The 26,768-nt window shown below is 72.3% G+C and carries 4 protein-coding genes and 1 pseudogene; 4 read left to right on the top strand and 1 reads right to left on the bottom strand.

Annotated features, from left to right (window positions below; all coding sequences use genetic code 11):
• Nucleotides 1-75: 75 nt before the first annotated feature.
• A pseudogene (locus H0H10_RS28130) lies at nt 76-3,275 on the bottom strand (tetratricopeptide repeat protein).
• 326 nt (nt 3,276-3,601) lie between these two features.
• On the opposite strand from H0H10_RS28130, the gene H0H10_RS28125 reads away from it, so the two are divergent.
• From H0H10_RS28125 to H0H10_RS28110, 4 genes are all read left to right on the top strand, one after another.
• Complete coding sequence (locus H0H10_RS28125) at nt 3,602-5,185, top strand: class I adenylate-forming enzyme family protein (protein ID WP_188183941.1); 1,584 nt, start codon at nt 3,602-3,604, stop codon at nt 5,183-5,185.
• Nucleotides 5,186-5,240: 55 nt separating this feature from the next.
• Nucleotides 5,241-6,530, top strand: coding sequence for a 5-aminolevulinate synthase (gene hemA, locus H0H10_RS28120; protein WP_188183940.1), 1,290 nt, complete (start codon nt 5,241-5,243; stop codon nt 6,528-6,530).
• Between the two features lie 2 nt (nt 6,531-6,532).
• The gene (locus tag H0H10_RS28115) at nt 6,533-8,068 is read left to right on the top strand and encodes a long-chain-fatty-acid--CoA ligase (RefSeq protein ID WP_223180554.1); all 1,536 of its coding nucleotides are present in this window, start codon (nt 6,533-6,535) and stop codon (nt 8,066-8,068) included.
• A 103-nt stretch (nt 8,069-8,171) separates the two neighbouring features.
• Nucleotides 8,172-26,768, top strand: coding sequence for a type I polyketide synthase (locus H0H10_RS28110; protein ID WP_188183938.1), 18,597 nt, complete (start codon nt 8,172-8,174; stop codon nt 26,766-26,768).

The raw sequence follows: 26,768 nt of genomic DNA, 5'->3' as shown, positions 1-26,768 counted from the left end.
CGTGGGTGTGTGCGTCACGGTGTCCGGCTGCGGTCGCGGCGTGCGGTGGTGGGGCCGGGGAGCGGCGGTCGTGGTTCAGTGGTCGGTCGTGACCGCCACGCCCATCACCTCGCGTGCGTGGCGGTCCGGGACCATGCCGAGGCGCCATGCCTGCCAGCCCGCCTCCAGCTGCACGCCCCGTTCCAGCAGCAGCTGGTACGCCTCCACGTAGTCGTCGAGCTTCGGGTCCCGCCGCGGATGTCCCGCCCGGGCCAGCTGGGCCAGCTCCTCCTGCGCCACCGCCGTACCGACCTCCACCCCGCCGGGGGCGGCGTACGGCAGCAGCGTGCAGCGCAGGAAGCGGGCCCAGTCCTCGCCCCGGCGGTCGCCGTACGAGGCGAACAGCGCCGCCGCCTCGTCGCACAGGGCCAGCGCCTGCGGCGTACGCGCGTTGCCCGCGTCCACCACCGCCAGCTCCAGGCACGTCCACGCCTCGCCGTGGGCGACGCCGATGCGCTGGAAGTCGGCGCGGGCGTCGACCAGGAGCTGGCGGGCGAAGCCCGAGTTGCGCAGCGATCCCGTCTGGGCGGCGCGCAGGTCGCGGGTCGCGCGGGCCGAGTGGTGCCGGGCACAGGCCAGCCCGTACACGTCCCGCATCCGGGAGAACATCGTGCGCGACCGCTCCAGCTCACGGACCGCCTGGTCGAGGTCGCCCGTCTCCTCCAGTGCCTGGCCCAGGTAGTAGACCGTCCACGCCTCGCCGCGCGCGTCCTCGTTCTCCCGGTGCCGGGCCGCCGCCCGGCGCAGCTCCTCCGCCGCCTGACCGGCGTCCCCCTCCACCAGCCGGGCCCGCGCCAGCTGCGTCAGCGCCCACGCCTCCCCGCGGGCGTCCTGGGTACGGCCGTACAGGTCCAGCGCGGCCCGCAGGTCGGCCTCCGCCCGCGGCACCTCGCCCATCCGCAGACGCAGCTGGCCGAGCTGGAAGTGCGCCCACGCCTGGCCGTGCACCGACTCGCCCGCCCGGTGCAGCACCAGCGACTCGGTGAGCAGCTCCAGGGCCTCCGCGAGCCGGGCCCGGTCCCGCTGCACCGCCGCCAGCGCGTGCAGCGTCCACGCCCGGTCGGTGGCCAGCTCGGGCGCCGCCTGCAGATCCAGCGCCTCCCGCAGCTTCTGGGCCGCCTCGGTCAGGTTGCCCTGGTGGTGCAGCGTGATGCCCAGCGAGGTCAGCGCACGGGCCGCACCCGCGTCGTGGTGGGCCTCCATGTACAGGTCGACGACCGAGGCGAGCGTCGTACGCGCCTTGTCCAGCTCACCGAGCTGCCGGGCCGCGATGCCGGTGCGCCACTGCACCGAGCGCACCAGCAGCCCCTGGTCGACGGACTGCGCCAGCTCGCTGATCTCGCCCAGCCGGTACAGGTCCCCGCGCAGCAGGCAGTAGTCGCACAGCGCGCCCAGCAGGTTCAGCACGGCGCCCTGGTCGACGCCCTCGGCGTGTCTGAGCGCCGCCGTGATGAAGCTCGACTCGTCGTCCAGCCAGCGCAGCGCCTCGTCCAGGGACGTGAACCCGTGCGGCCCGAACCGGTCCGAGCGGGTCGACATGTTGCCGTCCACCAGCCGCAGCACCGAGTCGGCCAGCTCCGCGTAGTTCGCGATCAGCCGCTCCTGCGCCGCCGCCCGCTCGGCCGGGTCCTCCTCGTCGGCGAGACGGGCCCGGGCGAAGGCGCGCACCACGTCGTGCAGCCGGTAGCGGTTGCCCCGCACGTGGTCGATCAGGCCCGCCCGGGACAGCCCCGCCAGATGCCGGGTCGCCTCCGTCTCGTCGGTGGCGAGCAGCGCGGCGGCGGCCGCCGCGCCCAGCGAGGTACGGCCGGCCAGCGCCAGCCGGCGCAGCAGCCGCCGGCCCGGCTCCGGCTGGTCGGTGTAGCGCAGCCACAGCGCCCGCTCGACCGGCTCCACCGGGCCGTACGCGCCCAGGTCCGTGGCCAGGGCGCGCGGCGAGCGCGGCCCAGTGACGAGCCCGCTATGCGCAGCGCCAGCGGCAGCCCGCCGCACAGCCGCCGGATGCCCTCGGCGGACTCGGCGTCGTACGGCCCCGACGCGTCCTGCGCGGCGGCGCCCAGCAGTTCCTCCGAGCCGGCCGCGTCCAGGGGCTCGACCGGCAGGTGATGCACGCGCGCGGGCAGGTCGCGGGGGAGTTCCAGGGGCTCGCGCGCGGTGACCAGCACCAGACTGTCCGACCGCTCCGGCACCAGCGTGCGCACCTGCTCCGGATCCGAGGCGTCGTCCAGGACGACCGTGACCGGCACGCCCGTCAGATGCTGGTGGTACAGCTCGCTGAGCCGCTTGACCTGCTGGTCCGCCGAGGACCGCTCACGGAACAGCAGCTGCTCGCGGGGAGCGCCGAGCCGGTTCAGCAGATGCAGCAGGGCGTCCCGGGTCGCCAGCGGCGGCTCTTCGTGGCTGTCCCCGCGGAGATCGACCACGCACGCCCCGCGGAAGTAGTCCCTCAGCTCGTGGGCGGCGCGCACCGCGAGGGTCGTACGGCCGCTGCCGGGCGTCCCGTGCAGCACCACGACCGTCGGCTGCGTCTCCGTGCTCGCGCGGGCCGCCTGCACCCACTGCCGCAGCCGCGCCATCTCCTGCCGCCGGCCCGCGAAGGCGCCCTCCGGCTCCGGGAGCTGCGCGAACGACTGCTCCAGCACACTGCGCCCCCGGGCCGCCGCGCTCTTGTCGGCCCCGCGCAGCTTCGGGCCCGCCTTCGCCGGACCGGTGGACGCGGCCAGCACCCGCTGCTGGTCCAGGAACGGCCGGATCCCCCGTACCTCCAGCGCCGTCAGCCACTGCAGCCGCAGCTGCTCCGGGCCGCCCGGCTGGCTCACGGCACCGGCGCGGTGGTGGGCGGCGGGCACATGGGAGCCGACCACCTTGACCACGGTCGCCGCGGCGCCGACGACGCCCACGGCCACACCCGCGCCGACCGCGGTGCCCGTGCCGGTGCCGAGGGCCATGTCGGCGACCACCGCGGCGACCGCCGCCACCGCGGCCACCAGCAGGGGGGTGCCGGCGCCCTCCCGGGCGTAGCGCTGGCGGAAGGTGAGCTGTCCGGCCGCCGCCTCGTCCAGGGCGCGGGTGTAGGCCTCGTACTCCTCGTCGGCCGCCCGTGCCATCGAGTCGAGTGCCCCGCGCGCCCGTGACAGCAGCACGTTGCCGTCGGTGCGGCCGCCCGAGCGCCGCACCTCCTCCTCCACGGCCCGCATCAGCAGTCGCTCGGCATCCGCCCGATGACTGTCCCGCATGTGGCGTCCCCCTCCGGCGGCATCGGCATCCCGGTTGTCTCCGGGCCCTTCCCCGGTCCTTCCCCGGTTCTCGTCGGTCAAGTGTCCTGCGATGGGGAGGCCCTGGGGAGAGGAGCGGCAGGGGTGTGCGGCGGGACGTGCCCGTGCCTCACCCACCCCCTGGGCGGCCGAACGGGGCGTAGCCGAACGGCTACCCGGATGGTCATGCCTTCCGGCACTCCGTTGTAGACAGTCGAACGATCTTCCGCTTACTTCAATTCCATGGCGAAGATTGAACCGCCCAATTAGATGACGTCGTTATGGTTGGCAAAATCAAAGGAAATCCCATGACCCTGACCGAGCCTTGGTGGCGTGCAAGTCAAAGTTATGTTTCGGAGATTCTTTCACTGCTCGCGGCCGCGCCGGATCGAGATGTCGTTCACTGGCGTGGCGAAGCCTTCTCCGGCGGCGACCTGATCCGGTCCGTGACTGAAACGTTCCTTGCGCTGCGCGATCGTGGAGTGGGCAAGGGGGACATGGTGGCGATTCTGGTCGCACCCAACAGTCCCGAGATGCTCACCGTGCGGTACGCGACACATCTGCTCGGCGGTGCCGTGTGCTATTTGCGAACCACTAATCCCGGTACCAGGACGACGGTCCTTCCGCTGGATCACCAGATCCAGATCCTGCGCGAAACCGAAGCCGTGACCGTCTATGCCGATGCCGAGAGCTCGGAGCGTGCGGCAGAGCTCGCCGGTGGTAGTGGGATCCCTGTAACGCGTCGTCAGCACGGGGAAGGCGATGAGGCCGGCCGGGCCGATGTCGCCGGTGCCCCGGACGCCGTGTCATGGGACCCGGACGCGCTGGCCTTCATCGGCTTCACGAGTGGCAGCACGGGACGGCCCAAAGGCATCCGGTTGGCGGGCCGCGCATGGGAAGCCACCATGCGTGCGTGGATGGAGGTCGGTCGTGAATACGACTGTGCGTCGATCCTGGTGTCGACCCCTCTGAGCCATGGCGTTGCCGCGATGGCGGACGCGGTCTTCGCCCTGGGCGGAGCGCTTCATCTCCATGAGAGCTTCGACGCCGAGAAATTCGTGGACACCGTCTCCGTGGAGAAGGAGGTCTCGTGGACGTTCATGGCGACGAATCACGTGTTCCAGCTCATCGACCATCTGCTCGAGCGAGGAATCCGCGACCGTGATGCATTGGAAGCTGCGGGACTGTCCTCCCTGAAGCGGATCGTCTACGGCGGCAGCCCCGCGGCACCCGCCAGAATCGCACAGGCTTTTCGGCTCTTCGGCCCTGCTCTGGCGCAGGGGTATGCCACGACTGAGAGCGGCCGGATCACGATCCTGACACCTGAGGAGCACGGCGACCCGGATCTCGCGGCCACTGTCGGCCGGCCCTTCCCCGAGGTGGAGGTCGTCGTCTGCAACTCGGATTCGGGTGCGCAGCTGGCGGTGGGGGAGATCGGCGAGGTTCGTGTCCGCACGCCCCAGATGATGGACGGCTACAACGGCCAGCCGGAACTGACCGCACAAGTGCTTCGTGACGGCTGGTACTTCACCGGAGACATCGGCTGTTTCGACGAGCGAGGCTATCTGACTCTCCTGGGTCGGGTGGCCCACGTCATCAAGGTCGGTGGCGTCAAGGTCCATCCCATCGTGCTCGAGGCGGAAATTCTTGCCCACCCGGGTGTCCGGCACGCTGCCGTCTACGGCGTGCGGGACGAGGACGGAAGCGAGCACATCCACGCCGCGATCGAATGCGATCCGGCTGAGACGGTCGAAGTGGAAGACATCCGCGCGAGAATTGCCGAGGCGCTGTCCCCGATTCACGTGCCAGAGAAGGTGCACGTCCTGAGTGTTCTGCCGATGAACAGCAACGGCAAGCCCGACAAGGTGCTCCTGAAATCGCAGTATTCCTAGCGTGGACCTTTCGGTTCGCAGGTCAATCCAACCGCTACGTCGAGAAGGCGAGTGAATGAACGTTCACCTGGCATCATACCTGAGTGGCAAGACGGCTGACGACCTTGCTGGAAGCAAGCGCGAGTTCCTGGAGATCGGCCGTCGTTCCGGTAATTACCCCCTGGCCACTGCGCGGCGCGACGGGGTGGATTCGGAAGTAAGTGTCTGGTGCAGCAACGACTATCTGGGAATGGGCCAGAATCGCCAGGCCATCGCGGCCATGCAAGCCGCGATCGACACCCATGGCGTAGGCTCCGGAGGTTCCCGGAACATCGGTGGAACCAACCACTACCACGTCCTTCTCGAAAACGAGCTGGCGGATCTGCACGGCAAGGAAGCCGCTCTCCTTTTCACATCGGGATACACGGCCAACGAGGGATCTCTCTCCGTGCTGGCGAGGATGCCGGAAGACACCGTCGTGTTTTCCGATGCGAAGAACCACGCCTCGATCATCGACGGTCTCCGGCACAGCGGCGCGAAGAAGCACATCTTCCGGCACAACGACGTCGCCCACCTGGAAGAACTGATCGCGGCCGCTCCCGCCGACTGCCCGAAGCTCATCGTCGTGGAAACGGTCTATTCCATGTCGGGCAACGTCGCGCCGCTCGCCGAGATCGCCGACATCGCGGACAAATACGGTGCCACGACCTTCATCGACGAGGTCCACGCGGTCGGCATGTACGGCCCGCAGGGCGCCGGCATCGCCGCGCGGGAAGGCATCGCCGATCGGTTCACGGTCGTGATGGGCACCTTGGCGAAGGGCTACGGAACGGTCGGCGGCTACATCGCGGGACCGGCGGCCCTCGTGGACGCGGTGCGGACCTATTCGCGCTCGTTCGTCTTCACCACCTCGCTGCCGCCGGCGGTCGCGGCCGGTGCGCTGGCGTCGGTCCAGTACCTGCGGTCCTCCGATGTCGAGCGGAAGAGCCTCTCGGAGAACGCGCGGCTTCTGCACAGCCTTCTGATCGCGGCCGACATCCCGTTCATCTCGACGGACTCCCACATCGTCGCGGCCTTCGTCGGTGATGACGACATGTGCAAGCGGGCGTCCCAGCTGCTGTTCGAGCGGCACGGGATCTACGTCCAGTCCATCAACGCGCCCAGCGTGCCCGCGGGCGAGGAGATCCTGCGCATCGCTCCGTCCGCCGTGCACGATCAGAACGACGTCGAGAACTTCGCCCGGGCTCTTCACGGAATCTGGAAGGAACTGAACATCCCGACCGCGAGTGCCCGGGACTGGTCCACGTCCGAGCTCCGCGGTGGCGGCGCCCGCACCGCCGCGAAAGACGGACTGCCGCCGCAGTGACCATGTCAGTTGCCGGCGTACTGGCCGACACGGCGGCGCAGCGACCCGGCCACACTGCCGTGATCTACGAGTCCGAGCACGTCACCTACGGGTGGCTGTGGGAACAGGCACGCCGCTACGCGTCCGTGCTGCGGGCCAACGGGGTACGGCCGGGAGACCGGGTCGCCATGCTCCTGATCGACACCCCGCAGTTTCCCGTCGTGTACTTCGGCGTGCTGGCGGCCGGCGCCGTCGCGATCCCGCTGAATGCCATGGCGACCGCGTCGGAGATCGATCACGTACTGACCGACGCCGACGCCCGATTTCTGGTGTGCGCCGCCTCCTTGCTCGCCCGGGCGAGAGAGGCGGCGGAGCCGCTCGGCACGGTGCTCCTCACCGTCGGCCCGGGCCCCGCGGGCACTGTCGACCTGGAGAAGGCGGCACTGGACACGGCGCCGATCGACGATTCCGCGGTGCGGGAACCCGACGATGTCGCGGTCGTGTTCTACACGTCCGGTACGACGGGTGAGCCGAAAGGCGTGATGCTCACCCACCGGAACATCCTGTACAACGTCGAGAGGATGGTCACCACTCCGTACGCGTTCCGGAGTGATGACGTATTGCTCGGGTGTCTGCCGCTGTCGCACGGCTTCGGTCAGATCTGCGGCATGCTGACCGGCTTCCGCGCCGGCATATCCATCGTCATGATGCCGAGGTTCTCCGGGCGGGAGGCCCTCGCGCTGATGACGAAACACCGGTGCACGGTGTTCATGGGCGTGCCGACCATGTATTCCAAGCTGCTCGATGCGGTGGCCCGGGGAGAGCGGGTTCCTCGGCTCGACCGCGTGTACAGCGGGGGATCGGCGCTTCCCGTCAAGACCCTCGAAGACGTCCGAAGCACGTTCGGATGCCCTGTGTACGAGGGCTACGGGATGACCGAGACCTCCTGCAGCGTCGCCTATCACTATCCTGGCCTGACTTTTCGACCCGGAACGGTCGGTGTTCCGATCACCGGCATCACCGTCGGCATAGCCCGGCCGAATGCCGACACGATCGATCTCCTGCCCGTCGGAGAGGTGGGCGAGATCGTGGTGCGCGGTCCGAACGTCATGGCCGGATATCTCGGTCGCCCGGATCTCACCGCCGAGGTCCTGACCGACGGCTGGTTCCTCACCGGCGATCTCGGCAGGCTGGACGACGACGGCTACCTTTCGGTCGTGGGCCGCAAGAAGGACTTGATTCTGCGGGGCGGCTACAACGTCTATCCGCGCGAAATCGAGGAGATCCTCGTCGGGCATCCGGCCGTGGCGCAGGTGGCGGTCATCGGTGTGCCGCACCCCGTGCTCGGTGAAGAGGTCTGGGCGATTGTCGTGCCGGCCCGGCCGGAGGACGTCACCTCCGGAACGGATGAAGAGATCATCGAATGGGGCAAACAGCGTCTCGCCGCATATAAGTACCCGCGCCGAGTCGAATTCACCGACGCTCTCCCGTTGGGGTCCAGCGGAAAAGTTCTCAAGCGGGCGCTCGTCTCGAAATACGAGCCGGCCGCCGGCTCGTAGCTGCCAACACAGAATCACATCGGTGTAGCACCCGCGGCACGGCTGCGGGTGCTACGCCTCCGCTCAGGCATCGTACGTAACACATAGGTGGGGCCACTCGACCATGGTTGAATTCCAAGCCGAATTCCAAGCTGACACGTCGACATCGACCGAGGCCATCGCCATCGTCGGTATGTCCTGCCGACTGCCGCATGCGGAGAACCCCGCGCAACTGTGGCAGTTGCTGCGCGACGGCCGCAGTGCGATCGGCGCGCCCCCGGCAAGCCGCCCCGAACTTCCCTCGCGGCCGGGCGGCTATCTCGAGGACGTCAGCGGATTCGATGCCGGCTTCTTCGGCATCAGTCCGCGTGAGGCGTCGTCGATGGACCCGCAGCAGCGGCTGATGCTCGAGCTCGCCTGGGAGGCACTGGAGGACGCCAGGATCCTCCCGTCCGATCTCGCCGACAGCCGGACCGGTGTCTTCGTCGGCGTCATCGCCGACGATTACGCCGCCCTCACGCGCCGGCACGGGGCCGACGGCATCACCCGCCACACCCTGACCGGCCTCAACCGCGGCGTCATTGCCAACCGGATCTCCTACACCCTGGGTCTGCACGGACCGAGTGCGGCCGTGGACACCGGCCAGTCCTCCTCGCTGGTCGCTGTGCACCTGGCAGTCGAGAGCCTGCGCCGCGGCGAGTCCGCCATGGCCGTCGCCGGCGGTGTCAACCTCAATCTGGTGCCGGACAGCACCATCGGCGCGGAGCGGTTCGGCGCACTGTCACCGGACGGTCTCAGCTTCACTTTCGACGCCAGGGCGAACGGATACGTACGCGGTGAGGGCGGCGCGTTCGTCGTGCTCAAGCCGCTGCACGCCGCCATGGCAGACGGCGACCCGGTCTACTGCGTGCTGCACGGCAGCGCGATGAACAACGACGGGGCGACCGAGGGACTGACCGTACCGGGTCCGGCCGGCCAGCAGGATGTCCTGCGGCAGGCGTACGAGCGTGCCAAGGTGTCCGCGGAGCAGGTGCAGTACGTCGAATTGCACGGCACGGGTACCAAGCTGGGCGACCCGATCGAAGCGTCGGCCCTGGGCGCGGTGCTCGGTGACGGCCGCGTGGACGGCGCCGAGCTGCGGGTCGGATCGGTGAAGACCAACGTCGGACACCTTGAGGGTGCCGCCGGCATCGTCGGCCTGCTGAAGGCGGCGCTCTGCATCCGTCACCGCGAGCTCGTGCCGAGCCTGAACTTCGAAACCCCCAACCCGGACATACCGTTCGACGAGCTGAAGCTCGCCGTGCAGCGAAGCCGTGAGGCATGGCCGCGGCCGGACGAGCCGCTCTACGCAGGTGTCAGCTCGTTCGGTGTCGGCGGTACGAACTGCCACGTCGTGCTTTCGGACTGGCGCACCGAGCCCGCGGCGCAGGAGGAGCTGCCCGGCACCGAGTCCGGCTCGGGTGCGGTGCCGTGGGTGCTGTCGGGCAAGTCGGCCGATGCCGTGGCCGGTCAGGCGGAGCGGCTGGTGTCGTTCCTGGAGGAGCGGCCGGGGCTGGACGTCGCGGCGGTGGGTCGTTCGCTCGCGGTGTCGCGTGCTCGTTTCGATCACCGTGCGGTGGTCGTGGGGGAGACCCGCGAGGAGCTGCTGGCGGGTGTCCGGGCGTTGGCCGCGGGTGTGCCCGCGGCCGGTGTGGTGTCGGGCCGTGCGGTGCCGGGTGGTGCGGGGAAGACGGTGTTCGTCTTCCCCGGGCAGGGTTCGCAGTGGCAGGGCATGGCGCTCGAGCTCTTCGACTCCTCCCCGGTGTTCGCGGGGCGGCTGGTGGAGTGCGAGCAGGCTCTGGCGCCGTTCACGGACTGGTCGCTGCTGGATGTGCTCCGCGGTGCGCAGGGCGCCCCCGGTTTCGACCGGGTGGATGTGGTGCAGCCCGCGTTGTGGGCGGTCATGGTGTCGTTGGCGGCGTTGTGGCGCTCGGTGGGCATCGAGCCGGACGCGGTGGTCGGTCACTCGCAGGGTGAGATCGCGGCGGCCGTGGTCGCCGGTGCGTTGTCGCTGGACGACGCGGCGAAGGTCGTGGCGTTGCGCAGCCGGGCGATCGCGAAGCTGGCCGGTACGGGTGGGATGGTGTCGGTGGCTCTGCCGGCCGACGAGGTCCGCGAACTCATCGCCCCGTGGGGCGGCGCGATCGACATCGCCGCACACAACGGCCCCGCGAGCACGGTCGTCTCCGGCGACCCGGAGGCCCTGGCCGGCCTCGTCGCCCAAAGTGAGGTCAAGGGATACCGTGCCCGCACCATTCCGGTCGACTACGCCTCTCACTCCGCCCACGTCGACTCGCTGGAGGAGGAGCTGCGGGAGCTGTTGGCCGGCGTCACGCCGCGTACCGGTGACATCGGGTTCTTCTCCACTGTCACCGGGCAGCCGCTGAACGGTCAGGAGCTCGACGGCTCGTACTGGTTCCGCAACCTCCGCCGGACCGTCCAGCTGGAAGAGGCCACCCGTGCTCTGCTCGGCGACGGGCATCGCGTCTTCATCGAGGTCAGTGCCCACCCGGTGCTCACCTCGGCCCTCAGCGACACGGCCGACGAGGCCGGTGTCGGCGGCACCGTCGTCGTCGGATCGCTGCGGCGCGACGACGGTGGGTGGGATCGTTTCCTGGCCTCGGTCGCCGAGGCGCACGCGTGCGGTGTGGAGGTGGAGTGGGAGCAGTTCCTGCCGGGCTCGGGTCTGGTGGACCTGCCCACGTACGCCTTCCAGCGTCAGCACTTCTGGCTGGAGGGTCCGGCGGCCGGGCCGGTCCGGGACCGGGGCGTCGCGGCACGGCGGAGCGGTCCGAAGCGGCCCGCGCCGCGCCTCGATGAGCTGGAGCTGGTACGTGCGCACGTGGCAGCGGTGCTCGGCCACGGATCGGCGCGCGACGTGGACATCGACACGACCTTCAAGGACCTGGGCTTCGACTCCCTCTCGGCCGTCGAGCTCCGGAACGCGCTGAACAGGGCCACCGGGCTCTCCCTGCCCTCCGGCCTCCTCTTCAACTACCCGACCCCGGCCATCCTCGCCGAACACCTCGGTGGTCAGCTCCTCGGCCCGGACCAGGACCAGGACGACGACGAGTACGAGGCCACAGCCCTTGACGAGCCGATCGCGATCGTGGGCATGGCATGCCGGCTGCCCGGAGGGGTCGCCTCTCCGGAGGACCTGTGGCGTCTGGTGAGCAGCGAGGTCGACGCGGTCGGCGGATTCCCGGCCAACCGGGGCTGGGACCTCGATGCGCTCTTCACCTCCGATCCGGACAGCCCCGGCAAGACCTACGCCACCCAAGGTGGTTTCCTGCACGATGCGGACCGGTTCGATGCCGAGTTCTTCGGCATCAGTCCCCGCGAGGCGGCGGCGATGGAGCCCCAGCAACGGCTGCTGCTGGAGACGGCCTGGGAGGCCTTCGAGCAGGCGGGCATCGACCTCGCCGCGCTGCGCGGCACCCGCACCGGTGTGTACGTGGGCGCGACGGCACAGGAGTACGGGCCGCGGCTGCACGAGCCGTCCGGCGGGTACGACGGCTACCTGCTGACGGGCAACACCGCCAGCGTGGCCTCGGGCCGGCTGGCCTACACCTTCGGGCTGGAGGGCCCGGCGGTGACGGTCGACACCGCCTGCTCGTCCTCGCTCGTCGCGCTCCACCTCGCCGCGCAGTCGCTGCGCCGGGGCGAGTCCTCCGTGGCCCTCGCCGGCGGTGTGTCCGTCATGGCCACGCCCGGCATGTTCGTGGAGTTCTCCCGGCAGCGCGGGCTGTCGCCGGACGGGCGGTGCAAGGCGTTCTCCTCGTCGGCGGACGGTACGGGCTGGGCCGAGGGCGTGGGTCTGCTGGTGCTGGAGCGGCTGTCGGACGCGGAGCGCAACGGGCACCGGGTGCTCGCGGTGATCCGTGGTTCCGCCGTGAACCAGGATGGTGCGAGCAACGGTCTGACCGCCCCGAACGGGCCTTCGCAGGAGCGGGTCATCCGCGCCGCGCTGGCCGACGCCCGCCTGTCGGCGTCCGAGGTGGACGCGGTGGAGGCGCACGGCACGGGCACCAGGCTCGGCGACCCGATCGAGGCGCAGGCGCTGCTGGCCACCTACGGCCAGGACCGCGAAGAGCCGCTTCGACTCGGCTCGCTGAAGTCGAACATCGGTCACACGCAGGCCGCGGCGGGCGTCGCGGGCGTGATCAAGATGGTCATGGCCATGCGCAACGGGGTTCTCCCGGCGACGCTGCACGTGGACGAGCCGACCTCGCACGTCGACTGGTCGGCCGGCGCGGTGGAGCTGCTGACGCAGGCCCGGGAGTGGCCGGAGCCCGGCCGTCCGCGCCGGGCGGGCATCTCGTCCTTCGGCATCAGCGGTACCAACGCGCACCTCATCGTCGAGCAGGTCACGGAGACCGAGGCTCCGGTGGAGGAGCCGCCGGTGCCGGGTCCGGTGCCGTGGGTGGTGTCGGGCAAGTCGGGGGCCGCCCTGTCGGAGCAGGCGGATCGGCTGGTGTCGTTCCTGGAGGAGCGGCCGGAGCTGGACGTCGTGGCGGTGGGCCGCTCGCTGGCCGTCTCGCGTGCTCGTTTCGATCACCGTGCGGTGGTCGTGGGGGAGACCCGGGAGGAACTCCTGGACGCGCTGCGGGCGGTGACCCCGGGCGAGGCCGTCTCGGCGGGTTCGGTGGCGTTCCTGTTCTCCGGGCAGGGCAGTCAGCGTGTGGGCATGGGCCGGGAGCTGTATGCGGCCGAGCCGGTCTTCGCGGCCGCCTTCGACGAGGTCGCCGGGGCGTTGGACGTCCACTTGGACCGTCCGCTCGCCGGCGTGATCGAGGGCGAGGCGGAGCTGCTTCAGCGGACGGCGTTCACTCAGCCGGCGCTGTTCGCGGTCGAGGTGGCCCTGTTCCGTCTGCTGTCCCATTACGGGGTGACCCCGGATTACCTGGTGGGTCATTCGGTGGGTGAGCTGGCGGCGGCCCATGTGGCGGGTGTGCTGTCCCTTGAGGACGCTGCGCGTTTGGTCTGTGCGCGGGCGCGTCTGATGGAGGGCGTTGCCGAGGGCGGGGCGATGGTTGCCCTGAACGCGGGTGAAGCGCGCGTCGCCGGGTGGCTCGAAGGTCGTACCGGTGTGGATGTGGCCGGGGTCAACAGCCCCGACACCACCGTGATTTCGGGTGACGAGACGGCGGTGCTCGACGTCCTGGAGCTGGCTCGCGGGGAAGGTGTGAAGGCGACGCGGCTGAAGGTGAGCCATGCCTTCCACTCCGCGCACCTGGACGGAATGCTGGCGGAGCTCACCGAGGTCGCCCGGACTCTGACGCATTCGGCTCCCCGGATCCCGGTCGTTTCGAACGTCACCGGTGAGGTGGTCGAGGAGTTCACCGCCGAGTACTGGGCCGTTCAGGCCCGTTCGGCGGTCCGTTTCGCCGACGGCATCGCCACGCTGGCCGGTCTTGGTGTGACGGCGTTCGTGGAGCTGGGTCCCGACGGGACGCTCGCGGGTCTGACGGGCGAGTGCCTGGCCGGCACCGAGGGCGTCGTCGTGGTTCCGGTGCTGCGCAAGGACCGTGCCGAGAAGCGTTCCCTCCTCGCCGCCCTGGGCGCTGTGCACGCACACGGTGTGGATGTGGACTGGGAGCGGTTCCTGCCGGGTTCCGGTGTGGTGGAGCTGCCGACGTACGCGTTCCAGCGTGAACGTTTCTGGTTGGACGCGCCGCGCTCCGGTGATGCGGCGGGCCTGGGGCTGACGGCTGTGGATCATCCGTTGCTGGCTGCGCTGATCACGGAGCCCGATGGTGACGGGGCGCAGTTCTCGGCCTCGGTGTCGTTGGCCTCGCATCCGTGGCTGGCCGATCACGCGATTGGCGGCAGGGTCCTGGTCCCGGGGACGGTGTTCCTGGAGCTCGCGGGCACCGCGGCCGAGCAGCTGGGCTACGCCACCGTCGAGGAACTCACCCTCCAGGCACCCCTGATCCTCCCGGAGAGGACCGGCGTTCAGCTGCGGCTGACCGTCGACCGGGCCGACGCGCGCGGCGATCGCCGGTTCACCGTGTACGCGCGGACCGGCGAGGAGCAGTGGACCGCCCACGCGGCCGGCCTGCTCACGTCCTCCGTCCCCTCGCCGGGCGTTTCCCTGGACCAGTGGCCCCCGGCCGACGGCACCCCCATCCCGCTGGACGGCGTCTACGACCGCCTCGACGACTTGGGCTACGGCTACGGGCCGGCCTTCCACGGCCTGCGCGCCGCCTGGCGCGCCGGCGACGACCTCTTCGCCGAGGTCGCCCTGCCCGACCGGCTCCACACCGAGGCCGCGCGCTTCGGCGTGCACCCCGCCGCCCTCGACGCGGTGCTGCACCCGCTCGTGCTCGTGCTGGAGGACGCGGCCCCGGCGCAGGACGACGGCACGATCCGGCTGCCGTTCTCGTTCTCGGGCTTCGTGCTGCACGCGGTCGGCGCCACGGTGCTGCGCGTCCGCTGGACCCGGACCGGCCAGGACACGGCCCGGCTCGCTCTCGCCGACGGCACCGGCGCTCCGGTGGCGGCGATCGAGTCGGTCGCCCTGCGGCCGATCGCCCGCGATCAGCTCACCGTCGCCGGCCCGGCCGCGGAGTCCCTGTACCGGGTGGCCTGGGAGGCCGTCCCGGCGGCCGAGCCGGTCGCCGGCCGGCGGTGGGTCCGGCTGGGCGAGGCGCCCTACGCCGACCTCGCCGCGCTCGGCGCCGCGGTCGACGCCGGATCCGCCGTACCGGAGTTCGTGGTGATCGGCGAGCAGCAGCTCGGCGTCGGTGCCACCGGTGATGTACTCGACCGGACCCACGCCACGGCGGCGCGCGGGCTGGAGGCCGTGCGGGAATGGCTGGCCGCCCCGCAGTTCGCGGAGAGCCGCCTCGTCCTCGTCGTGCCGGACGGCGCGCTGCACACGGCCCCGCTCGTGGGCCTGATCCGTACCGCGCAGACCGAGCAGCCCGGCCGGCTGGTCCTCGCCCACGTGGACGAGGGTGGTCTGGAGCTGCTGCCCGCCGTGCTGGCTTCGGGGGAGCCCGAGGTGGCGGTGCGGGGCGGCGGGTTGTTCGTACCGCGTCTGGCGCGTGCCGCGGGTGTCGTGGCGGGCGCGGTGGAGGGTCTGGACCCGGAGGGTACGGTCCTGGTGACCGGTGCTCTCGGTACGTTGGGCCGTCTGGTGGCGCGTCGGCTGGTGACCCATCACGGTGCGCGGCACCTGCTGTTGGTGTCGCGCCGCGGTGGTGGGACTCCGGGTGCCGCCGAGTTCGTGGCGGAGCTGGCGGAGCTGGGTGCGCGGGCTCGGGTGGCGGCGTGCGACGTGTCGGACTTCGACGCGCTGGCGGGTCTGCTGGACGAGGTCGCGGACGAGCGTCCGCTGACTGCCGTGGTGCATACGGCGGGTGTCCTGGACGATGCGACGGTCGCCTCGCTGTCGGCCGGCCATCTGGAGCGGGTGATGCGTCCGAAGGTGGACGCGGCCTGGAACCTCCACCGCCTCACCGAATCCCTCGGCCTCGCCTCGTTCGTCATGTTCTCGTCCATCGCGGGCCTGATGGGCAACGCCGGCCAGGCCAACTACGCGGCCGCGAACACCTTCCTCGACGCCCTCGCGCAGCACCGCCGCGCCCGGAACCTGCCCGCCACCTCCCTCGCGTGGAGCCTGTGGGACAGCGCCGACGGCATGGCCGGAACCCTCGCCGACGCCGACGTCGCGCGGTGGAAGCGGAGCGGAATCGTCCCGCTGAGCCCGGAACTGGGTCTCGGTCTGTTCGACGCGGCGCTCGCCTCGGCGGAGCCGCTGCTGGTCCCCGCCGAACTCGACCTGGGCGCCCTGCGCGCCCGGGCCGAGGAGAACGCCCTCCCCGAGCTGTTCACCGGCCTGGTCCGCGTCCGCCGCCGGCAGGCGGCCGGCGGCGGACACGGCGCCGGCTCGTCGTGGGTCCAGCGGCTGACCGCGCTGGCCGCGGAGGAGCGGGCGCAGGCCGTCCTCCAGACCGTACGGGAGACCGTGGGGCTGGTTCTCGGGCACGGGGCCGACGCCGGCATCGACCCGGCCAAGGCGTTCAAGGACACCGGCTTCGACTCCCTCACGGGTGTCGAACTGCGCAACCGGCTGGGCTCGGTGACCGGGCTGCGACTGCCCACCACCCTCGTGTTCGACCACCCGTCGCCCCAGGCGGTGGCGGACTTCCTGCTGGACCGGCTCGACGCGGCCGGAACGTCCGTCGTCCCGTCGGTGACCGCCCACGCCCCCGGATGGGACGAGCCGATCGCCGTGGTCGGCATGGGGTGCCGCTACCCGGGCGGGGTCTCCTCGCCGGAGGACCTGTGGCGGCTCGTGGCGGAGGGCCGGGACGCGATCGGCGAGTTCCCGTCCGACCGCGGCTGGGACGTGGATGGCCTCTTCGACCCGGACCCCGACAAGACCGGCAAGTCGTACACGCGCAAGGGCGGATTCCTCTACGAGGCCGCGGAGTTCGACGCCGAGTTCTTCGGTCTGAGTCCGCGTGAGGCGACCGCGACCGACCCGCAGCAGCGGGTGCTGCTGGAGGTCGCGTGGGAGGCGCTGGAGCGTGCGGGAGTCGACCCCGCCTCGCTGCGCGGTTCCTCGACCGGTGTCTACACGGGTGTGATGTACAACGACTACGGGTCGCGGCTGGGGAGCGCTCCGGAGGGCTTCGAGGGGCACTTGCTGACGGGCACGATCTCGAGCGTCCTGTCGGGCCGGGTGGCCTACACGTTCGGTCTTGAAGGGCCGGCGGTGACGCTGGACACGGCGTGTTCCTCGTCGCTGGTGGCGGTGCACCTGGCCGCCCAGGCGCTGCGCCAGGGCGAGTGCTCGATGGCACTCGCCGGCGGTGTCACCGTGATGTCCACGCCGACGACCTTCGTCGAGTTCTCGCGTCAGCGTGGTCTGTCGCCGGACGGGACCTGCAAGTCGTTCGCGGCTTCGGCGGACGGTACGGGCTGGGCCGAGGGCGCGGGCATGCTGGTGCTGGAGCGTCTGTCGGACGCCCAGCGGCTCGGGCACGACATCCTCGGTGTGATCCGTGGTTCCGCGGTCAACCAGGACGGTGCGAGCAACGGCCTCACCGCCCCCAACGGGCCCTCGCAGGAACGCGTCATCCGCCAGGCCCTCGCCAACGCCCGCCTCGCTCCGCACGAGGTGGACGCGGTCGAGGCGCACGGCACCGGCACCCGGCTCGGCGACCCGATCGAGGCCAACGCGCTGCTGGCCACCTACGGCCAGGACCGTGAGGAGCCGCTGCGTCTGGGATCGATCAAGTCGAACATCGGTCACACGCAGGCCGCCGCGGGTGTCGCCGGCATCATCAAGATGCTGATGGCGATGCGCAACGGGGAGCTTCCGGCGACCCTGCACGTGGACGAGCCGACGCCGCACGTCGACTGGTCGACGGGCGCGGTGGAGCTGGTCACCGAGCGCCGGGCGTGGCCGGAGGTGGCGCGTCCGCGCCGCGCGGCCGTGTCCTCGTTCGGTATCAGCGGTACGAACGCGCACGTGGTCCTGGAGCAGGGCCCGGAACCGGCCGTGGCCGGTGAGCCGGCGGTGGCGGGGCTTCCGCTGGTGGTCTCGGCGAAGAGCGAGGCGGCCCTGGCGGCGCGAGCCGCCCAGGTGCGTGAGCTGCTGGCCTCGGAGACCGCCGACCCGGCGCGGGTGGCGTCGGCCCTCGCGACCCGGGCCCCGCACCTCCCCTTCCGGGCGGCGGTTTCGGGCGCCGGCCGGGACGAGCTGTTGGCGGGTCTTGTGGCGCTGGCCTCGGGCGGGTCCGCGCCGAACCTGGTGCAGGGCGCGGTCACGGGCCCGGGCAAGACGGTGTTCGTGTTCCCGGGCCAGGGTTCGCAGTGGCAGGGCATGGCCCTGGAGCTCTTCGACGCCTCCCCGGTGTTCGCCGCCCGGCTGGCGGAGTGCGAGCGGGCGCTGGCGCCGTTCACGGACTGGTCGCTGCTGGACGTCCTGCGCGGTGTGGAGGGTGCGCCCGGTTTCGACCGGGTGGACGTGGTGCAGCCGGCGCTGTGGGCGGTGATGGTGTCCCTGGCCGCGTTGTGGCGTTCGGTGGGCATCGAGCCGGATGCGGTGATCGGTCACTCGCAGGGCGAGATCGCGGCGGCCGCGGTGGCCGGGGCGCTGTCGCTGGACGACGCGGCGAAGGTCGTGGCGTTGCGCAGCCGGGCGATCGTGAAGCTGGCGGGCACGGGCGGGATGGTCTCGGTGGCCCTGCCCGCCGACGAGGTCCGCGAGCTCATCACCCGCTGGGACGGCGCCGTCGACATCGCCGCACACAACGGCCCGCGTTCCGTGGTGGTCGCCGGAGAGGTGACCGCTCTCGAGGAGCTGGTCGCCCACTGCAAGGACAACGACATGCGCGCCAAGCGCATCCCGGTCGACTACGCCTCCCATTCCGCGCACGTCGAAAGCCTGCGGGACGAGCTTCTCGACGCCCTGTCCTCGCTGACCCCGCGCGCCGTCGAGGTGCCCTTCCTCTCCACCGTCACCGGGCAGCCGCTGGACGGCACGGAGCTCGACGGCTCGTACTGGTTCCGCAACCTCCGCCGGACCGTCCAGCTGGAGGAGGCCACCCGGACCCTGCTCGACCAGGGCCACCGCGTCTTCATCGAGGCCAGCGCCCACCCGGTGCTGACCGTCGCGCTCCAGGAGACGATCGACGACACGTCGTACGACGGCGCCGTCACCGTGCCCTCGCTCCACCGTGACGAGGGCGGACTCGACGACTTCCTCGCCTCCGCGGCGCAGGCCCACGTCTCGGGCGCCCCGGTCGACTGGGCTGCCGTGGCCGGCGGACCCGGCGCGGTCGTCGACCTGCCGACCTACCCCTTCCAGCGCCGGCGCCACTGGCTGGAGGGCCCGGCGCCGGCCGGGGACGCGGGCGGGCTCGGCATGGCCGCCGAGCGGCACCCGCTCATCGGCGCCGCGCTGTGGATGGCCGACGAGGACAAGCTGGTCCTCAGCGGCAGGATCGCCCTGAACACGCAGCCCTGGCTGGCGGACCACGCCGTGGCCGGCACCGTGCTGCTCCCCGGTACCGCCTTCGTGGACCTCGCCATCCGGGCGGGGGACCACACGGGCCTCGACCAGCTCGACGAGCTGACCCTCCAGGCACCGCTGGTGCTGGCCGGCCGCGGCGGAGTGCAGCTCCAGGTCGTGGTCGACGCCCCGGACGAGGAGGGCCGGCGCGCGCTGTCGGTCCACTCCCGCCCGGAGCCCGAGTCCGACGACGCCGCGATCCACCCGTGGACCCTGCACGCCACCGGCGTACTGGGTCACGCGGAAGGACGTGCGGGCGCACCGGCCGACACCGCCTGGCCCCCGGCCGGCGCCGAGCCGGTCGACCTGACGGCGGCGTACGACACGCTCGCCGAGCGGGGCTTCCAGTACGGACCCGCCTTCCAGGGCCTGCGGGCGCTGTGGCGCGCCGGCCGGGAGATGTTCGCCGAGGTCGCGCTCCCGAAGGACGTCCCCCCGGGCGAGTTCGGGATCCACCCGGCCCTCCTCGACGCCGCCCTGCACCCGCTGGCGCTCGCTGAGGACGGCCGCCTGGTGCTGCCGTTCGCCTGGACCGGCGTCCGGCTGCACGCGGTGAACGCCGGCGTGCTGCGCGTGCGGATCACCCCGGAAGGCCCGGGTGCCGCCCTGTGGCTCGCCGACGCGAGCGGTGCGCCGATCGCGTCGGTGAAGACGCTCGGCCTGCGGGCCGTGGACCCCGCGCGGCTGGCCGGCTCGGGCACCCCCCGCCGGCCGCTGCTCCAGGTGGAGTGGACGACCGCCCCGGAGGCCGCCCCGGCCGCCGGATGGGCCGTCCTCGACGACTTCGGCCACGGTCTGCCCGCACCCCTGGGCAGCTACTCGGACCTCGCCGGCATCGTCGCAGCCCCGCCGCTCGTCGTGGCCCCCTTCCCCGGCGAGGACGGCCCCGGCGCCGTGGCACACCGGGCCCTGCGGCTGGCCCAGGAGTGGCTCGCCGAGGAGCGGTTCGCCGGCTCGCGCCTGGTCTTCGTGACCCGTGACGCGACCACCGCCCGCACGGAGGCCGGCCTCGGCTCGGCTCCCGTCTGGGGGCTGGTGCGTACCGCCATGACCGAGAACCCCGACCGGTTCGGCCTGCTGGACCTGACGGACTGGGACGTCTCCGAGGCCGAGCTCGGCCGTGCGCTGGCCGTACCGGACGCGCAGGTGAGCCTGCGGGACGGGGCACTGCTCGTACCGCGGCTGGTCAAGGCCCCCACGGCGGGCGACACCGTGCCCGCCCTGAACCCCGGGGGCACCGTGCTCATCACGGGTGCCACCGGCACCCTGGGCCGGCTGTTCGCCCGCCACCTCGTCGCCGAACACGGCGTACGGCACCTGCTGCTGGCGAGCCGCCGCGGCCGGGACGCGGCGGGCATGCCGGAGCTGGAGGCCGAACTCACGGCGCACGGAGCCGACGTGTCCGTGGTCGCCTGTGACACGGCCGACCGCACGGCGGTCGCCGCGATGCTGGACGCGATCCCCGCGCAGCACCCGCTCACCGCGGTCCTGCACACCGCCGGCGTCCTCGACGACGGCACGCTGCACGCCCTCACGGCCGAGCAGCTCGACACCGTACTGCGCCCCAAGGTCGATGCCGCCCGGCACCTGCACGAGCTGACGGCCGGACTGGAACTGGACGCGTTCGTCCTGTTCTCCTCGCTGGCCGGTACGGTCGGCACCGCGGGACAGGCCAACTACGCCGCGGCCAACACCTATCTGGACGCCCTCGCGCACCACCGCCAGGCCCTGGGCCTGCCCGGTACGTCGCTGGCCTGGGGCCTGTGGGCCGAGGGCAGCGGGATGACCGGTCACCTGACCGACGCCGACCTCGCCCGCATGGCCCGGGGCGGCATCGCCCCGATCGGCAGCGAGCAGGGGCCGGCGCTGTTCGACGCGGCCCTCGCGACCCGCCGGCCGGTGCTCGTCCCGGCGCTGCTGGACTACACCGGACTGAGGGCACAGAGCGCGGACGGCACCCTGCCCGCGCTCTTCCACGGGCTGGTGCGCCCGGCGCGGCGCGCCGCCGTCGGCGAGCAGACGGGCGGGAACTCCCTCCGGGAACGCCTGGCGCCTCTGCCCCTCCAGGACCAGGAGCGCGCGCTGCTGGACCTGGTCCGCGGCGCGGTGGCCTCCGTACTGGGGCACACCGACGCCGGCCAGGTCGCGCCCGACCGGGCGTTCAACGAGCTGGGCTTCGACTCGCTCAAGGCAGTGGAACTGCGCAACCGGCTGAACGCGGCCGCCGGTCTGAAGCTGCCCGCGACGCTGGTCTTCGACTACCCGAGCACGGCCGAGCTGGCCGGCTTCCTGCGGACCGAACTGCTCGGCTCGGCCGCCGCGGCGGCCGAGGCCCGACCGGTCGCCGGCGCCTCCGACGAGCCGATCGCGATCGTCGCGATGGCCTGCCGCTACCCGGGCGAGGTCGGCTCCCCGGAGGAGCTGTGGGCGCTGCTGTCCGACGAGCGGGACGCCATCGGCCCGTTCCCGGACGACCGCGGCTGGGACCTGGACGGCCTGTACGACACGGACCCCGACCACGTGGGCACCTCGTACACCCGGCACGGCGGATTCCTCTACGACGCCCCGCAGTTCGACCCCGAACTCTTCGGGGTGAGCGCCCGGGAGGCCACCGCCATCGACCCGCAGCAGCGCCTGCTGCTGGAAATCTGCTGGGAGGCCTTCGAGCGCGCGGGCATCGACCCGACCTCTCTCAAGGGCAGCCAGACCGGTGTGTTCGCCGGTGTCATGGCCAACGAGTACGCGGCACGCCTGAAGGACGCCCCCGAGGCCCTGGAGGGGTACCTGTCGGTCGGCAGCACGGTCAGTGTCGCCTCCGGCCGCGTCGCCTACACCTTCGGCCTGCAGGGACCGGCGATCACGGTCGACACCGCCTGCTCCTCCTCGCTCGTCTCCATCCACCTCGCCGCGCAGGCGCTGCGGAACGGCGAATGCGGGCTGGCCCTGGCCGGCGGTGTGACCGTACTGGCCACGCCCACCCTGTTCGTGGAGTTCAGCCGGCAGCGCGGCCTGGCCCCGGACGGCCGGTGCAAGTCCTTCTCCGCGCAGGCGGACGGGGCGGCCTGGGCCGAAGGCGCCGGAATCCTCCTGCTGGAGCGGCTCTCCGACGCCCGGCGCAACGGCCGCCGGATCCTCGGCGTGATCCGCGGCACCGCCGTCAACCAGGATGGTGCGAGCAACGGCCTCACCGCCCCCAACGGCCCCTCCCAGGAGCGGGTGATCCGCCAGGCCCTGACCAACGCGGGCCTGACCACCGCGGACGTCGACGCACTGGAGGCCCACGGCACCGGCACCAGGCTGGGCGACCCGATCGAGGCCCAGGCCGTACTCGCCACCTACGGGCAGGAGCGCCCGTCGCCCCTGTTGATGGGCTCCCTGAAGTCCAACATCGGACACTCCCAGGCCGCCGCCGGTGTGGCCGGCGTCATCAAGATGGTCATGGCGATGCGGCACGGGGTGCTCCCCAGGAGCCTCCACATCGACGAGCCCACCCCACAGGTGGACTGGTCCGCCGGCAAGGTGGAACTGCTCACCGAGGCGATGCCGTGGCCCGAGTCCGGGCGGCCGCGCCGGGCAGGCGTGTCCTCCTTCGGCATCAGCGGTACCAATGCCCACGTCATCGTGGAGCAGCCGCCCGCCGAGGGGACGGTCCCGCCGGCCGAGCCGATGCCGGCCGTGCCGCTGCTGCTGTCCGCGCACAACGACGCGGCCCTGCTGGCGCAGGCCGGCCAGGTCGGCGCGGCCCTCGCCGGCACTGGGCAGCAGGACCTGGCATCGACGGGCCGCACCCTGGCCGTCGGACGGGCCGTACTGCCGCACCGCGCCGTGGTGGTGGCCTCCACCGCCGCCGAAGCGGTCGACGGATGCGCGGAACCGACCGTGCGGGGCACACCCGTGGACGGCCGTACGGCCTTCCTCTTCACCGGTCAGGGCAGCCAGCGACTCGGCATGGGCCGGGAGCTGTACACCGCCTACCCCGCCTACGCCGAGGCCCTGGACGCCGTGTGCGAAGAGCTCGACCCATGGCTGGAAACGCCGCTGCTCGACGTCCTCTTCGGGGAGGACCCGGCGCCGCTGGACCGGACCGGATTCACGCAGGCCGCCCTGTTCGCGACCGAGGTCGCGCTCTTCCGGCTCCTCGAAGGCTGGGGCGTACGGCCGGACTTCCTCGCGGGCCACTCCATCGGGGAGCTGGCCGCCGCGCACGTCGCCGGCGTCCTCTCACTGGCGGACGCGGCACAGCTCGTCGCGGCCCGCGGCCGGCTGATGCAGGCACTGCCCGGCGGCGGCGCGATGCTCGCCGTGCAGGCCGGGGAGCAGGAGGTGCTGCCGCTGCTCGCCGGACGGGAGGACCTGCTGGGCATCGCCGCCGTCAACGGCCCCGACTCCGTGGTGCTCTCGGGCGACGCGGAAGCCGTCGAGGCCGTCGCAGCCGAACTCTCCGCCCGGGGACGCAGGACCAAGCGGCTGCGCGTCAGCCACGCCTTCCACTCCCCGCACATGGACGCGATGCTGGACGAGTTCCAGACGGTCGCGAAGGGGCTCACGTTCTCCGCGCCCACCATCCCGATCGTCTCCACCCTGACCGGGCAGCCGGCCGGCGCCGAGGAACTGACCACGCCCGAGTACTGGGTCCGGCACGTCCGCCAACCCGTGCGCTTCCTGGACGCGGCACGCGCCCTGGAGGCCGAAGGCGTACGGACCTTCCTGGAGCTCGGCCCGGACGGCGTGCTCAGCGCGATGGGGCAGGACTTCCTCGACGCGGGATCGCTGCTGGTCCCGGTGCTGCGCGGCGGGCGCCCCGAGCCGCACACCGTCGTCACCGCCCTGGCCCACGCCCACGTACGGGGCGTGCCGGTGGACTGGCCCGCACTGTTCGGCGAGAACGCCGGACCGGCCGCGGACCTGCCGACCTACCCCTTCCAGCGCCGGCGCTACTGGCTCACGGAGGGGCCCGGCGGCGACGTCACCTCGGCCGGACTCGACTCCGCACGGCACCCGCTGCTCGGGGCCGCGGTTCCGCTCGCCGACTCCGACGGCGTCCTGTTCACCGGCCGGATCTCGGCCCGCAGCCACCCCTGGCTGGCCGACCATGCCGTCGCCGGGACCCTGCTGGTCCCGGGCACGGCCCTGGTGGAGCTCGCGCTCCACGCGGGCGCCGCACTCGGCTGCGAGCGCCTGGAGGAACTGGCCCTCCAGACACCCCTGGTCCTTCCCGACGAGGGTGCGCTCCAGCTCCAGATCACCGTCGGCGGCCCCGACGGAGACGGCCGCAGGCCCGTCGCCGTCCACTCGCGCGGGGACCAGGAAGGCGACGTCTGGAACCGGAACGCCACCGGAACCGTGACGGCCGCCGTTCCCGGCGGCCCCGAACCCGACCTCGCGTCCTGGCCTCCGGCCGGCGCCGAAGCCCAGCCGGTCGAGGACCTGTACGACCGCCTCGCCGACCAGGGCTACGGCTACGGCCCCGCCTTCCAGGGCCTGAAGGCGGCATGGCGTTCGGGCGACGACCTCACCGCCGAGGTACGGCTGCCCGTCGACCCCGACGGATTCGCCCTGCACCCGGCACTGTTCGACGCCGCGCTGCACGCACTGCTCCTGGAGGAGCCGGCCGGACTGCGGCTGCCCTTCTCCTTCGGCGGCGTCCAGCTGACCGGCTCCCGGACGACCGGCACCCTGCGGGTCAAGCTGTCGGCCGGCCCGGACGGAACGGTCGCGGTCGGCATCGCCGACGAGACGGGCGCGCCGGTCGCCACCGTCGCCTCGCTCGCCCTGCGGGCCCTGCCGGCGGGGACCGCGCTTGCCCACCCCTCCGAGCAGCACGTGTACGCGGTGGAGCGGGCCGGTGTGGAACTCCCCGCCGATGGCGACACGACCATCGCGGTCCTCGGCGGGGCCGACCTCGGGCTCGCCGCCGAGCACCACGCCGACCTCGCCGGCCTGGCCGCCTCGCTGGCGGACGGCGCGGCCGCACCCGACGTGGTCGTCCTTCCGGTACCCCCGGCCACCGTGCAGGAGACCGGCCGGGTCACGGAGGAGGTGCTGGCGGTACTGCGGCAGTGGCTCGCCACCGACTCGCCGGCCGGAGCGCGGCTCGCCGTGGTCAGCACCGGGGAACTCGCCCACAGCGCACTCTCCGGGCTGATGCGGACCGCCGAGTCGGAACACCCGGGACTCTTCCAGCACGTGATCACGGACGGCCTGCCGGCCGGCCCCGAGCTGCTGGCCGCGGCCCTGGCCGACCCCCGGCCGCAGCTCGAACTGCGCGAGGGACGGGCCTACGTGACCCGGCTCGCCAGGGTCCCGCACCCGGTCCGGACCCCGGACGCCGACGACGCGTTCGACCCGGAGCGCACGGTGCTGATCACCGGTGGCACGGGCGCACTCGGAGCCCGGGTCGCCCGGCACCTGGTGACCGGCCGCGGCGCCCGTCGCCTGCTGCTCACCAGCCGGCGGGGCGGGGCGGAGGACCTGGTCGCCGAACTGACGGCGCTCGGCGCGGACGTACGGGTCGCGGCATGCGACGCGGCCGACCGCGACGCGCTGGCCGGGCTGCTCGCCTCGATCCCGGACGAGCACCCGCTCACCGCGGTCGTGCACGCGGCCGGAGTCGTCGAGGACGCCACGCTGGAGGCCATGAGCCCGGACAGCCTCGCCCGGGTCCTGCGGCCGAAGGTGGAAGCCGCCTGGAACCTGCACGAACTGACCGCCGGACTGGAGCTGACGGACTTCGTCCTCTTCTCCTCCGTCGCCGGCCTGGTGGGCAACGCCGGACAGGCCAACTACGCCGCCGGCAACACCTTCCTGGACGCGCTCGCCGAACACCGGCGAGCCGAGGGCCTGCCCGCCGTGTCCCTCGCCTGGGGCATGTGGCAGGACGGGATGGCGAGCGACCTCGACCGTGCCGACCGGGCCAGGCTCGCACGCAACGGGATCCTGCCGATGCCGGCCGACCGGGCACTCGCGGCCCTCGACACGGCCCTGGCCGCAGGCAAGGCGCCACAGGCCGGCGGCGAGGCGGGAACTCGACCGGTGCTCGCACCGGTGGCACTCGACCTCGCGGTACTGCGGGGCCTCGGGGACACACTGCCCGAGCTGTACCGGGGCCTGGTACGCACCGGGCGCCGAGCCGGCCGGCCTGCCCCCGCTCCGGCGGAGATCCCGCCGGCGCAGCGGCTCACGGGCCTGGACGCGGAGGAGCAGCGGCAGCTGCTGCTCGACCTCGTCAGGGAACAGGTCGGCATCGTCCTGGCCCACCCGGCCCCGCGGACGATCGACGTCCAGCGCGGACTGCTGGACCTGGGCTTCGACTCCCTCACCGCGGTCGAACTGCGCAACAGGCTGAACACCCTCACCGGACTGCGGTTGCCCAGCACGCTCGTCTTCGACCACCCGACCACCCAAGCCGTCGCCGAGTACCTGCGGGGCGAGCTGGCCGGCGAAGCGGCGGACCCGGTCCAGGCAGCCCTGGACGCACTCGAGGCCGCTCTCTCGGCCGCCGGCCCGTCGGACGGCGACGGACCGGCAGGGACGTACGCGGCGCGACTGCGCGGCCTGCTCCGGACCGTGGACGGCGGCCCCGACGGCGCCGACCTCGACCTGGCGACCGACGACGAACTCTTCGCGGCACTCGACAACGAACTCGGCAGGTAG

The organism is Streptomyces griseicoloratus (genome assembly GCF_014534645.1).
Taxonomy (GTDB): Bacteria; Actinomycetota; Actinomycetes; order Streptomycetales; family Streptomycetaceae; genus Streptomyces; species Streptomyces griseicoloratus.
The sequence above is the reverse complement of the archived record's forward strand: the minus strand, read 5'-3'. Positions and strand labels throughout refer to the sequence as shown.

Excerpts from the sequence above, each read along its gene's own strand:
- hemA (WP_188183940.1), top strand. The coding sequence starts at position 5,241 with ATGAACGTTCACCTGGCATCATACCTGAGTGGCAAGACGGCTGACGAC.
- H0H10_RS28125 (WP_188183941.1), top strand. The coding sequence starts at position 3,602 with ATGACCCTGACCGAGCCTTGGTGGCGTGCAAGTCAAAGTTATGTTTCG.
- H0H10_RS28115 (WP_223180554.1), top strand. The coding sequence starts at position 6,533 with ATGTCAGTTGCCGGCGTACTGGCCGACACGGCGGCGCAGCGACCCGGC.
- H0H10_RS28110 (WP_188183938.1), top strand. The coding sequence starts at position 8,172 with ATGGTTGAATTCCAAGCCGAATTCCAAGCTGACACGTCGACATCGACC.